A 13,871-nucleotide genomic window follows, 5' to 3' on the forward strand; every position below is an offset into this window, starting at 1 on the left:
TTATAATCTATCTTAACTATTTCACCGCTACAGTTACAATAGTTTCAAGTTTTCTCCACGGACAATCCATAGAAACTTTCACCTTCAAGTTTACAGCTCCTACTTCACCAGTAGCATGGAATGTGATAATACCTGTCGTTTCATCGATAGAACACTTACCACCTCTTTGTTCCATTTGTGCTGCAAATGCTTTTGAATTCTCATCAGCCCATTCAAATTTCGGAGCCGAAATTTGGTATACTTTATCTGCTGCACGTTTCGTAGTACCATCTGCATCTACAATGATTTCTTCGAATGCTTCTTTCTCATAAAGAACAACATCTTTTTTATCTTTTACAACGATGCTCTTCATAATATTCAAAGTTTGATCTATTGTAGTATTATTTTTATCCAATTCACCACCCTTGGCAACCAATGATTTCAACGGAGAAACGAAACGTACTGTAAATTTAGTTTCAGTGTTTGCTTTCAAACCGTCTGTCATGCTAATCGTTCCGCCAGTAGCTACATTATTGACCATCTTGTCCAGATCCAAGTTAAACCAAGTAACCGGTTGAACGTCAATATCTCTATAATCAGCATCTGCAGGTAACTTCGTTACAGAAATTTCACCCTTCCAATCCTCTTTGGTCGTAGCGTTTATATCTACAATATTTGCATCCTTTTCTGCCGGATTTACAAAAGTATACTGAATATTTGCTCTAGCACTAACTTTATTTTCAATATTCCATGCTGCATCCCAAGGATTCTCGTCATATGGCAAATTGTAAATAAATGCATCTGCAATCTTACCTCCCATGTCAAATACATAGTCGTTCGTCTTGTCAAATACACCGTTTACAAGCATATGTCCACCTTCCCAGAAGTTACCACCCTGATCTGCATCCGTACGCTTCATCAAATAAGGTCCTACTGGGTATTTAACGTTAACCGTGTAAATCACGTATACAGGAGGATAAACATTGTCGTCAGTAGATTTGAATACACCTTTCACTTGATATTGACCGGCTTTCTTATAGTTCGGAACATAAACTGCCAACCATTCATTCTTCTCTGTTTCCGTTTTTCCTGTCATCTTCAACTGGATTTCGCTATCAAACGGAACTTCTGTAATTTGTTCGAATGTAGTATAAATCGTATGGAATTTATCTGCACCTAAAATGCCTAAATGAGTAGCAACGTGTCCATACAATTTATCCAATTGCAAATATTGAGCAGTACCTACATTATTCAACAGATAATCTAATGCTTGAGTGTAAGCCGGGATCTCTTTTTCTGCTTCTTTCTCTGCAATTAACACTTTAGCATACACCGTTTTTACATCTTTACCATGATTAACTTCTACATCACTTACCAATGTAATCTTAATAATTGGTGTTCTACCAATGGAAGAACCTTTCTCATCACTAGCCTCTTTAATTGTCAAAGTACCATCTTCTGCTAAATTTACATAGCTACAATGATCCTCTTTATTACCATCGTTATCTTCAAATAAGAATTCAACTTTTTCAAACTTGTAAGAATGTTCGTCAAATCCATTGGTAGTAAACTCGAATTTACCTTCTTTATTAGTCAAGCCTGTTCTTTTAAAGAATGCAGCGATTTCGTCAGCTAATTTCAACTCGCCTTTACCATCCTTATAAACTAACGTGAAATGAGCGTCAGCAGCCTTAGCCTCATCCCCTGTTTTAGCTAGTACATCTTTATATTCAGTTTCTCCTTCTTCAACAAATTTCTTCTCAATTGTCACATCATTCTGAGAGATGTTGTAATCAAATCCCATTACATAATCAGAAATCAATTCTTCTCCTTGATTTTGAACTTTCAATGCGACAATATTGAATGATGGATCAATCATTCCTTCTTGCATATCCCATCCCCAAATGTATGAATCCTCATCGGTTACGTCTTCCAACTCATTATAAGAGTACAAACCACTCATGGCTTTACCTCTTAAAGTCAAATATTCCCCGTCAACATTCACGTCTGAAACAAGAATTCCGTTGTTAGCAGAACGAGCTAAAATCTGTTGTTTTACAAACTCCGGATTCTCTACAGTAGCTCCTTTCGGGTTGATCTGATATTTCAAATCAGCTTTACCGGCATAAAGACGTACGTAAGCGCCATCTTTATCAACACCATAGATCGTCGGGAACAACAATCCGTTCTCTGCAACATCTACCAAATAATTCGGAATAGTCAACAAACCACTTAAAGCAGCGTTTTTCCAGATCTTAACCGGAGTCTCAGGAAGATTACCTTTTTCGTCTACCACGTAGAATTCTACAAATTTTTCGTGATCAACAGCGTAAGAGGCACCCGTTTGTGTATTAACTTTTGCCCCTTCTTGTTTTGTTCCATTTACATAGATATAGCCATCTTCACCGATCGTGATTACCACATCTGCAGCAGCTTCATTAACAACTTTTCCCTTGTCAACATTGTCGATGATCAGATGTCCATTCTCATCAACACTTACAACTGTTCCAACGCCATCAGCTCCATCATTTCCTTTTTCACCATCTTTCCCATTTACAATGTCATAGCTTGTGTTGTCGTTGAATGTAATTTTGAAACCTCCTGTTATGGGAGTAACACTCGTGATTGCCTTTCCATCGTTAACAAGTTTCTTCAATTCCTCAAAGTTCTTGTTCAAAGTGTTCACCTGTTCTTGCAAACCATCTATATCGTCGTCGTAATCCTTACAACCAACGAATGTAGGACCTGCAAGACCACAAAGCAATACACCCAAAAGTGCAGTTTTTGCAAAATTCCGTTTTTTGTTCATACTTAAAATAAATTATATTGGTAATTAAAAAAATATCAAGTCACCCAAAAGCGCAACTTTATCACTAAAATTCTATTCTACAATTTTTGAAACAAACGTTATTTTCTTGTTAATCATACACCTCCTCTTTTAAGGATTACAACAACGCATTAATTGTTCGTTTAATAAATTGCATAACAACCTTGTAATCAATATATTATAAAAATAGATTATCAAATATATTTCATGTATTATGCGACGATATATGTTTGATTATAACAGTATTATCTATTAAATAAAATTATCTGGATTTATAATATGAATATCATGTCTAAAATCGGCTTAGATAAAACCTCTAAAAATCAGTTATTTGTAGAAATGGGAAAATTTAGTTCCCAATACAAAAAAATGATTCATTATCCCAATTAATCTCCTAAAATAATATAGTATATAGTTATCTTGAAATAAAAGGTGAGAATATGATTCTTAAATAGATCGTAAAAATGCAACAATTACTATCAATATTTATATCGAAATGCGTATCTACAATCTGTAAAACAGATCATTTGTGTCGTTTTGCGCACATAATAAACAATATATATACAAAATATGAAATTTTTTTTGATCAATTCTTTCTTGTTTCATAAAAAGTCGTACATTTGCAATCAATATATGAACGATTATTGATATTTTATCAATAAAAAATATAACAGTTAATTTTAACACTAAAACCTTTCGTTTTGTCAACGTTTTCTCGTTTCCTTTTGATCAATTTCAATATAAAAGCCACCTTAATATAGGTGACTTTATCATGCCAAAACAGCATTACGCTTAGATAAAAAAGCTGGTAGCCTCTTTTTAATAATGGTAGGGAAAATATTTACATGAGTTTACATCAATGTTTCTTCACTTCAACCTTACGAGCCTTCTCCGTGTAAATATCCTTTTGATCCACCGACATATCCTTACCCTCTCCAAACGTGCTCATCCGGTCGGCTGAAACCCCTTTACCAACCAGGTAAGATTTCAAGGCTTCTGCACGTTTCAAGGATAACGGTAGATTGACTCGATCCGTTCCCGTGTGGTCCGTGTAACCACGAATATCAACCTTCACCCCCGGGAATTCCTTCAATGCTTCCACGATACGGGAAAGTTCACCGGCGAAACGAACCGTGTCGATAACCGCCAAGTTACGTTGAAAGTGAATTGTCGGTAATACCGGGAAAGTCTTTGCAGAGGTCTCCACCTTCACAACGTTCTCTACCGGCTTTTTCTCCTCCTTCACAACGGGTTTCCGCTCTTCCTTCACCACCGGGCGTGTCTCCTCTTTTACCGGGAGCGTTACCGGGGGCACGGAACGAGCGGGGGCATACATCAAGTTCTCCTTCTTCTTGTTGTTACCCATCTTCCAGACCACCCCGACCGACAAGTTCGCCAACCAGTTGTATTTACTGGAACAACAAGTGGCAACACCGTCAAAATTGTTGTTAGCGATCCAGGTAACACCGGATTTCAATTGTAAATCGATATGCTTGCTCGCGCGATAGCGTAAGGCGATGTCACCTCCTACCCCTAAGTTCAGGTCGTTATCCAGCGTGGAAGAGGGGTCAAAACGCTTGTCATCCTCTTTCTTGTATAACTTGGGCGAGAACTTTTGCAGGTAAACCGCCGGGCTTATTAACACGGTCCAACGGCGTAGTTCTTTCTTCCCGAAAAAATTGTTCACGTTAAAATCACCGTGTAACCCGATAGTGAAATACTTCACCTTGGAATAAACGTCATTATAATAAGCGAAACCCTCTTCCGGCAGCGTCCCGTAGTAAGACTCCCCCGTCGGGTAAATCTTGAACTCTTTCTCCCATTTCTTGGCACTCCCTTTCCCCTGTCCCATATCGGCTGTCAAGGACAAACCGAAAGTCGGGGTTAACTGGTAACCCAGTTGTAAACCACCTTGTCTACCCAGGTAAGTTTTATCAGCGGAGAAAGAAACCATGTCCCCACGGAAAATGGATATGCCCCCGTTCAATCCCAAGCTCCAACGGGAAAAATCATTGTACACTTGTTTCTTTTGCACTTGTGCCCACAAAAAAGAAGTCAGCACTAAAAAGCAAAAAGATAATAGCAATTTTTTCATACTTAAATGTGTCGTATTCAATTTCTGATCGTTTGAAGAAGGGGTGTCTGAATCAGACACCCCTCTCTTCTTGTTTGAAATCATTTTAATGATTTCCTTCTGGTTGCAAAGATTTATATACTCTCTGTATCCTAATCCTATTTCTAGTTTTTATGGAATTTTACCGGAATTTCCAATGTCACAACTGAGTGTCCACGTTCAGTTTCTTTATTTGCATGATTGCATACCAGACCCCAAACATGTTTTACACAAACTTCAACTTTGATTACAAATTCGTTAGCAATATCCTCACCATCATTGATCCAAGTTACATATTCGCCTTCGGCATCCGTTTCAAATTTGATTTTCTTGGAGTTCTCTGTATCAAGCGCAGTTCCATCGCTGAAGAATCCACCGATTACCTTGTATTCGAACACACTGTTTACATCGTATACCTGTTTCCAGTAGTTACACCATCCATCGGTTCCACGTTTGAACAAATCAATAGTTCCTTGATCTGTCAGATCTGTATCGTATACAATATGGTTGTATCTAAAGCCTTCTTGTGCTGCATTCTCGTCAGACAAATAATCTGCAAGTCTGAAACAATCTTTCAAATAAGCTTTGTTCTCAGCAAGAGGATATTTGTCATACAACGGATCGATAGTTTTCTTGACGAATCTGATCGGGGTAATGAATGCAACTTCAAATTCTTTAATTACAACTTGAGAACGTCCATATTCAGGAGCCTTAGCAGTTCCCGTATAATCGTGCATATCATGAGCTTGAGAACCTACCTTGTCTGTGGTTTTACATTCTGGTAAATTGTCAGAAGCTTGATCTTTGTTATACTTCTTCTCGCCATTGTTGCAAGTTCCATACAATCCGTCATAGCATTCGTTGAAACTTACTACGGCACGAATCTTCACTCTCTTACTGTCTTCACCAATAGCATTGATCCATTGACGTCCGGCATCTGATTTTTCCAATTCAATCTTCCAAACACCATTTTCTTGATACAATTTAAGACCATCGGTTGTTCCAGCCCAATCGGAAGAACTATTATACTTGTCAACCAATTCGAATGATAATGTAGGTTTTGCAATTGTTGCCAAATCATATGCAGTTTCACCCGTTCTCGGTTTCAGCATTTGATCCATCGTGTATTTCTCCAAGTCAAACATATTGTTCAAAACGGCCACCATATCATATTCGTCATCCGTTGTTTCAACTTTTCCGTCAGCACCCGGAGCGATCCGTCCGTGAGCATAGATCAAACCACCTTCACCATTAGTTCCCGGATTTTGCCAATTCAACTTGGTAATTTCAGGAGCAACAGCGTTCGGATAAGTTACAAATACAGTGTATTCAACATTTACATCCGGATAAACTTCTCCACTATTCGGGATGTCAACATACTTAGCCTTAACAACATACTCCACATGTTCCGTGCTGAATGCAGTAGGTTTAACAATCAAATCCAATTGATTCAAGATCGTTCCGTCTTCTGCTTTTCTTTCTTCCAAATCAACATCTTTCTTACGAGCATCTGCATCTAAAGCAGCAGTATGTTGTTTTTGCAAATCAATCGTAATAGTCGGATCGAATTGATAATGTTTGTGGAATTCTTCTCTACCTCTAGAACCTGCTTGTTGTACACGAAGGTCATTGTAAATGTGGTCCATATCAAGTTCAACAGCTTGATCTTTATGTTGTAGCATTACTCTGATCGTGTCTTTGATTACAATCTTTTCAGTTACACTCTCTTTACCCTTGATCTCTAACTTGATCAAACGAGAAGCAACAACATTTTCTTCTGCTTCTGCACTAGCACCATCTTCAACCGGAGCAACCAATTTCACACGCACGATCGGAGTTCTTCCAATAGCAGCAGAGTGATCACCTTGTTCAAATCCTGGATATTGATCCGGAGATTTCACGTAAGCTTTAGTTACTAATTGTCTTTCATCCGTTCCGTCTTTTTCCATCGTAGAAACCAATTCCAAATATCTTTCTGTTTGGTCAACACCTAAATTATTGAAAGAAACGGTTTCGAATTTCAACTGATAGTCATCAAATCCATTCGTCATAAACGGATATTCCGTTCCATTGTCAATAAAGAATGTACGGAAAAGTTCTGTCAAGTTTAATCCTTTACCTCCATTATCTTTCCGGTTGTCATATGCAATCTCGAAAGTCGTGATTGGAGCTAGACTCTTGTAATATTCATCTGCATCCTCTTGTTTTGCAGGAGCTGCCTTTTTATCTTGATAAGAGTTTACGGACCGGAATTTATCTGCATACAAGTTTTCCTTGTTTGCATCCAGTGCATAATGCTCAACATCCGTATTCACGATACGTACATCTTTTTGTGCAATATGCCAATGTTTAGCCGGTGCTATTTCTGAATAAACGGTATCTTTCCCGTTCAAAACAGCCAATGTCAGAAGATCACGTTTATTACCTTGGTGATTATTACCTACCATCTCGGCAAATCTCCATGATTTTGCACGGAAATGCAACATTCCGACTTCTTTATCTTGACTATAACTCTTAGCACCTTCCAGAACACCATTTGCCATATCATAGAATCTCTGACCCTTGTTAAAGATCATGTTTGCCCCGTCTTTCATGCTACGAGAAATTACGGTAGCCTCGCCATGTTTCCACAATCCTAACACTTTAAAAGCGTCAAAAGAAACAGAACGAGGATTGAACTGATACTTCAACTCAGCCTTACCAGCATAAAGAATAGAACTAGGCTCTGCCGGAATTGTTCCTACCGTGTATTCTGGAGCTGCAGCAGTTCCATTTACATAATTACCCACACCATCAGTCTCGTCCTGAATAATTGTCGGGAAGAAAATCATGGGAGCCTCTCCTGCAGAAAGAGTTAAAGGCATGAATAAAATATCCGTTACAATATTCGTTGTTTTTGGAAGTGTTACTTTCTCGTAGTCTCCAACGGTAATACTTCCGTCTTCATTCACTGTTCCTTTCGGCATATAAAGTTCTACATAGCCTTGTTGTTCTACATAGAAAATCCCACCGATAGCAATTTTCGGCTCGATAATTTTGCCGTTCAAATAAAGATACCCGTCCTGTACCGTGAGCTTCACGTCAGTTACAGTCCCGGCACCTCCATCTTCCCCTCTCACATTTCCTAAATCAATAGGATCTTGCCCCTCATAAGTCGCATACAAGTGTCCGTCTTCTTTGATTTCAAATGAAGGAACCTTACCATCATTTCCGTCATTTCCATCAACACCGTCCTTACCATTCACGATCTCAACAACACTACCATCACCCAAAGTAACTTTCAATCCATTAGCGATTTTCTCAACACCCTGTACGAATTGTCCCTCCTTAATTTTCCCCAAAAGTTCATCAATGGATGTTTTGTTTGCAGTTATCTGCTCCTGCAAATCCTTAATATCATCGTCGTAATCCTTACAACCGATGAAAGTAGGACTTGCAAGACCACAAAGTAGAGCACTTAAAAGTGCCATTTTTGCAAAATTCCGTTTTTTGTTCATACTTAAAAAGAATTATATTGGTAATTAAAAAATATCAAGTCACCCCAAAGCGCAACTTTTCTTTGTTAAATGTCTGTCTAACTTAATTGTGTACATGTGTAAATATTTGTCTAAAAACACGCCTCCATTTTTTAACAATTCAAACAATCAATAATCGTTCGTTTAAATTTCAACACAGCACTCTGACAAACAACAATTTACAATAAATACATATTACAAATACAATCTTTTTCACTTATGCAAATATCTGATTTTCAAAGAATACAAAAACTCGCTTTTAAAGAAAATCAAGTAAAACATCTTAGCACATCAATTATCATGAAAAAAGGTGACCAAACTAATCTGGTCACCTTTCACTTATAACTCGAAAGTCTATATAATTACCATATAATCATCACCCGCATTTAGAAGAACCACAAACCTTACAGATTAAACACCCCTCTTGATAAATAACGGATTTAGAACCACAATTCTCACAAACAGAACCAGTAGCTTCCGTACCATCCGGGATAAATTTCCGCAACGCTCTTTCCACACCATTCTTCCACGTGTTGATGTTCTCATTATCGAACTCCATAGCAGCAACCAAATCCACGATTTGATTGATCGGCATTCCATAACGCAAGACCCCGGAAATCAATTTAGCATAGTTCCAATACTCCTTATTGAACTTATATGACAACCCCTCGACCGTCGTCTTGAAACCTCTCTTGTTCGAGAACTGGAAGTCGTAACGGCTATTTCCATCTTCATCCGTGTTCTTCACAATCTTACCATCGGTCACGGCCTTCGGTAACATAATTCCCTCTTCATCATCGGCGATACCGGTAAAGATCTCGTAAGGACGTCCGTCATACAAACCGATAAAGGCAATCCACTTCTCCTTATTATTCTGGAAACGCACGATTTCTGCATCCAATTCCTTCGGGCGCTTGGCAGGCATTGCCCCATCCGTCTTCTTATCTTTATTGGAAACCAAAACTCCGGAACGAGAACCGTCACGATAAACCGTACATCCTTTACATCCACTCTTCCAAGCCTCGATATAGAGCTGCCCAACCAATTCCTCTGAAACATCTGCAGGCAGATTCACGGTAACACTGATGGAGTGATCCACCCACTTTTGCACACGTCCCTGCATACGCACTTTAGCAACCCAGTCAATATCATTAGAAGTCGCCTTGTAATAAGGAGACTTAGCCACCATTTCATCAATTTCCTCATTCGTGTAGCGTTTATGGACATCATACCCGTTTTTCTCCATCCAAACGGCAAATTTATGATGGAACACTATAAACTCCTCGTAGGCATCACCCATCTCATCCGTGAAATCAACATGCACATTCTTGTCGTTCGGGTTCACCTTTCTTCTTCTCTTGTAAACCGGCAAGAATACAGGCTCAATACCGGAAGTAGTCTGGGTCATCAAACTGGTCGTTCCCGTCGGAGCAATCGTCAGACAAGCAATATTACGACGACCACATTTCACCATTTCCTCGTACATCTCCGGGGCTACCTCTCTTAAACGAGAAATAAACGGATTATTTTTTTCTCTTTCAGCGTCAAAAATTTTAAACGCACCACGCTCCTTAGCCAATTCGACAGAAGAACTATAAGCGGCAACAGCCAGTTGTTTATGAATATCTACGGAAAAATCTATCGCCTCATCACTACCATAACGCAACCCGAGAGCAGCTAACATATCACCTTCAGCCGTGATCCCGACCCCGGTACGACGCCCTTCTCTGGCTTTTGTTTTAATTTTCTCCCACAAACGAATTTCAACACCCTTCACCTCGTTATCTTCCGGATCTGATGCAATTTTCTCAAGAATGGCATCTATTTTCTCCAATTCCAAATCAATAATATCATCCATCAAACGTTGAGCAATAGCGACATGTTTCCGGAACAACTCGTAATCAAAATAAGCGTCTTTCTCGAAAGGATTTACCACATAAGAATACAAGTTAATTGCCAACAAACGACATGAATCATACGGGCACAACGGAATCTCTCCACAAGGATTCGTGGAAACTGTTCTGTACCCCAGATCTGCATAGCAGTCCGGCACGCTCTCCCGAATAATCGTGTCCCAGAACAAGATACCCGGTTCAGCAGATTTCCATGCGTTATAAACAATCTTATTCCACAACTTTACCGCACTAATCTGTTTCACGTTTTTAGGTTCGTCAGAATATACCGGATATTTTTGAATATAATCACGTTCTTCGATAACCGCATTCATGAACTCATCATCAATTTTCACCGAAATATTAGCTCCGGTTACTTTCCCCTCGGTCATTTTCGCATCAATGAAACTTTCTGAATCCGGGTGATTGATGGAAACACTCAACATCAACGCCCCCCGACGACCATCTTGCGCCACCTCCCGGGTAGAATTCGAATAACGCTCCATGAAAGGAACAATTCCAGTAGAAGTCAAAGCAGAGTTTTTCACTGGAGACCCTTTCGGACGAATATGGGACAAGTCATGTCCTACTCCACCTCTTCGTTTCATCAATTGCACTTGCTCTTGATCAATCTTCATTACCCCGCCATAGGAATCAGAAGGACCATCATGTCCTATCACGAAACAGTTAGAAAGGGATGCAATTTGATAATCGTTGCCGATTCCCGTCATCGGCCCTCCTTGCGGAACGATATATTTGAAATCACGCAACACCTCGAAAATTTGTTCTTCCGTCATCGGGTTCGTGTAATTTCTCTCAATCCGAGCAATCTCTGAAGCTAAACGATGATGCATATCATCTGGATTCAACTCAAAAATATTCCCGTAAGAATCTTTTAAAGCGTATTTGCTTACCCAAACACGGGCAGCTAACTCATCCCCCTTGAAATAATTCAAGGAACTGCTATAAGCCTCCTCCTGCGTGTAGACTTTCTTTTCTTTCACAGTTTCTTTTTGCTTTTCCACTTTCTTCGTAGTTTGTTCCATTAGCGTATTATATAAATAGTATTTTTTGTGACCAATTCAACAAGGACAAAACTAAAGAAAAAAAACTTCTTGGAAAAATGTTTTTACTAACAAAACACGAAAGTTTTCCAAAATGAATACACATTTACCTGATAATAACATATTTATCATTTCAAATAAAGCCAAAAAATTTTCCAAATATAAAATTGGTACAAACTAGAAATATTCCACAAAAATATTTTGCTTTAATAAAAATTGAACTTTACATGATAAGTACTCTACTCCAAAACACCCAATAAGACACACCAATAGCGATTATTTTTTACCTATTTATACGTTTAAGTATTTAAAAAGGTTTAATAAAGCTCCTTGATTTCTTCAGAAATATTTACATGTATTTTTTTCTCGTTATGAGAAATATCCAGAACATATTCATCGGATACGGGAAGAAGAATTTCTTTAGAAAATATTTTTATCGTGAGAACCACGTTACCTGAATAATTATCCACCTGCTCCACGACACCCGTCTCTCCCGTCAACTCGTCCAGCACGGAATAGCCAATCAAGTCTGAAAGCTCAAAAGGCAATTCATTCTCTTCTTCCAACAGGTATTTATCCATTAGCAGGTCACATCCTACCAAACGATCTGCCTGTTCTTTCGAGTCAACAAAATCAAATTTGACAATATAAGAAGAATGGTTTCTTTCTGTTAAACCATCTTCGGCAATATAAAAGGGAACCGGTGCCCCTTCTAAAAGAATAAACACCGGTTCATCCATGTATTGTTCAAGAAGATCATTATCCGTATAAACAATAAGGGCGCCCTGTAAGTTATGAGTCTTACCGATCTCTCCTATCTTTACGCAATCTTCTCTCTTGACCATAAAATTACTCTGCTGCTGGAGTTTCTGCCGGAGTTTCCGGAGCCTCTGCTGCGGCTACTTCAGTTGCGGCAGCCTCTACTTCTGCTCTGGCAGCTGCCTCTGCTTCAGCTTTTGCAGCGGCAATTTCTGCTTGTTTTTTAGCCACGATCTCAGCTTTAGCCTCTTTTACTTTAGCCTCAGCTTCCAGACGAGCCTTATAAGCACTCTCTGATTCGTTAGCCAAACGAGCAATTTTAGCCTGAATTTTAGCAATCTTCTCTTTTTTCCAAGCTTCAAATTTCGTGTCAGCAGCAGCCATATCAAATGCACCTTTCTTCACACCTTCCAACAAGTGCTTTTTCATAAGTACTCCTTCGTAAGAAAGAATTCTTTTAGCCGTGTCAGTCGGTTGAGCTCCGGTCATCAACCAATATAACGCTCTGTCGAAATTTAAATCAATTGTAGCCGGGTTGGTCATCGGGTTGTAAGAACCAATTCTTTCAATGTAACGACCATCACGCGGTGCTCTACTATCTGCTACCACTACATGGTAGAACGGACGTCCTTTACGACCGTGTCTTGCTAATCTAATTTTAGTTGCCATTCTTTTTAATTTTAACTCATTAATTACTTACCTATTCTCGATAGGCGGGTGCAAAGATAGTCAATTAATTGAAAGTTGAAAATTCTTTTAGGGCAAAACATTTTGAAAAACACGTTCTATTTCTTTCAGGTACTTTGGATTAACAACAATCTCCTTATATCTGCTTTTCAATATCAACACGGCTTCCTCCGGTAATTCATTATAATACTGCATCACGAAATTATTCCCTACATCATCCCGGATCTGTTCGTGCAACCCCAATTTATTCAACTCGTCAATATAAGCATTCACGAATTGTTCCGGTTCCGACATCAAACCAGCCAACTTCTCTCCCAGCAAATTATTCCAATAGGAAACCTCGTAAACCTTGTATCGGTATACTTTCTGATAGACACCAATATCATTTTTCGGTAACATTTCATCAAATATATTGAAATGGTCAGGCTCCTCACTTTGATCTTCTCTATTTAATAAAGAATGATACATGGGGTAATAAAAGTAAGAAGCAGCCAAAGGAACTTTTACTTGTATTCTGAACAAACGTTCGAATTCCGGGTCACAAGGTGTTTTTTTCACAAAATTGGTAATAATAGCATCATTATGCCGCACGATAGAATCCATCATTTGTTTAAAGTCTACCGGAGGTAACACAAACATTTCCTGTGTCGATGGGAACCACTGCTTTTCGTAATAATCCACCATCATCCTCGTTTCCGGATTATTCCCTTCCACCAATTCAACAGATTTATAATCCCCATTTTGAACTTTTTCCACATCCATCTTCACCTGAACCTTCTCACCCGGCTGCAAATAAAGCGGAAATGCGGCCTTACCATTTGCCAAGCGCACATATCCTGCTTCCCTTAACGGTAAATTAATCTCAAAATTTCCCACACTATCTAAAGCCACAGTAATGGTTGTGTCTTGCCCACAAATCTCAAAATAAACTTTCTTTCCTTTACAATTCTGTAAATTTCCCCTTACCGGAGTCCTATCATTAGAATTGCATGCCAACAGGCATGCAATCCATAAAAACATCATTAATCTCATCGA

7 protein-coding genes are annotated in these 13,871 nt (G+C 38.9%); all 7 read right to left on the minus strand.

Annotation, left to right across the window (positions count from 1 at the left end; translation table 11 throughout):
* Window positions 1–16: 16 nt before the first annotated feature.
* Complete coding sequence (locus F1644_RS10940) at window positions 17–2,788, minus strand: PL29 family lyase N-terminal domain-containing protein (RefSeq protein ID WP_087421332.1); 2,772 nt, start codon at window positions 2,786–2,788, stop codon at window positions 17–19.
* Window positions 2,789–3,662: 874 nt separating this feature from the next.
* Complete coding sequence (locus F1644_RS10945) at window positions 3,663–4,901, minus strand: OmpA family protein (RefSeq protein WP_168044066.1); 1,239 nt, start codon at window positions 4,899–4,901, stop codon at window positions 3,663–3,665.
* A gap of 143 nt (window positions 4,902–5,044) precedes the next feature.
* Window positions 5,045–8,416 carry a PL29 family lyase N-terminal domain-containing protein gene (locus tag F1644_RS10950; protein WP_087418983.1) on the minus strand — a complete coding sequence of 1,124 codons (3,372 nt, stop codon included), beginning with the start codon at window positions 8,414–8,416 and terminating at the stop codon, window positions 5,045–5,047.
* A gap of 394 nt (window positions 8,417–8,810) precedes the next feature.
* Window positions 8,811–11,372 carry an adenosylcobalamin-dependent ribonucleoside-diphosphate reductase gene (locus tag F1644_RS10955; RefSeq protein ID WP_087418984.1) on the minus strand — a complete coding sequence of 854 codons (2,562 nt, stop codon included), beginning with the start codon at window positions 11,370–11,372 and terminating at the stop codon, window positions 8,811–8,813.
* Window positions 11,373–11,707: 335 nt separating this feature from the next.
* A complete protein-coding gene (rimM, locus tag F1644_RS10960) occupies window positions 11,708–12,235 on the minus strand; it encodes a ribosome maturation factor RimM (protein WP_087418985.1) in 528 nt (175 codons plus the stop codon).
* 4 nt (window positions 12,236–12,239) lie between these two features.
* Window positions 12,240–12,818, minus strand: a complete 579-nt coding sequence (locus tag F1644_RS10965; RefSeq protein WP_087418986.1) for a 30S ribosomal protein S16 — start codon at window positions 12,816–12,818, stop codon at window positions 12,240–12,242.
* A gap of 87 nt (window positions 12,819–12,905) precedes the next feature.
* Window positions 12,906–13,868, minus strand: a complete 963-nt coding sequence (locus tag F1644_RS10970; protein WP_168044064.1) for a hypothetical protein — start codon at window positions 13,866–13,868, stop codon at window positions 12,906–12,908.
* Window positions 13,869–13,871: the final 3 nt, after the last annotated feature.

This window comes from Butyricimonas paravirosa (assembly GCF_032878955.1).
Classification (GTDB): domain Bacteria; phylum Bacteroidota; class Bacteroidia; order Bacteroidales; family Marinifilaceae; genus Butyricimonas; species Butyricimonas paravirosa.

Excerpts from the sequence above, each read along its gene's own strand:
- F1644_RS10965 (WP_087418986.1), bottom strand. The coding sequence starts at position 12,818 with ATGGCAACTAAAATTAGATTAGCAAGACACGGTCGTAAAGGACGTCCG.
- rimM (WP_087418985.1), bottom strand. The coding sequence starts at position 12,235 with ATGGTCAAGAGAGAAGATTGCGTAAAGATAGGAGAGATCGGTAAGACT.
- F1644_RS10940 (WP_087421332.1), bottom strand. The coding sequence starts at position 2,788 with ATGAACAAAAAACGGAATTTTGCAAAAACTGCACTTTTGGGTGTATTG.
- F1644_RS10950 (WP_087418983.1), bottom strand. The coding sequence starts at position 8,416 with ATGAACAAAAAACGGAATTTTGCAAAAATGGCACTTTTAAGTGCTCTA.
- F1644_RS10955 (WP_087418984.1), bottom strand. The coding sequence starts at position 11,372 with ATGGAACAAACTACGAAGAAAGTGGAAAAGCAAAAAGAAACTGTGAAA.
- F1644_RS10945 (WP_168044066.1), bottom strand. The coding sequence starts at position 4,901 with ATGAAAAAATTGCTATTATCTTTTTGCTTTTTAGTGCTGACTTCTTTT.
- F1644_RS10970 (WP_168044064.1), bottom strand. The coding sequence starts at position 13,868 with ATGAGATTAATGATGTTTTTATGGATTGCATGCCTGTTGGCATGCAAT.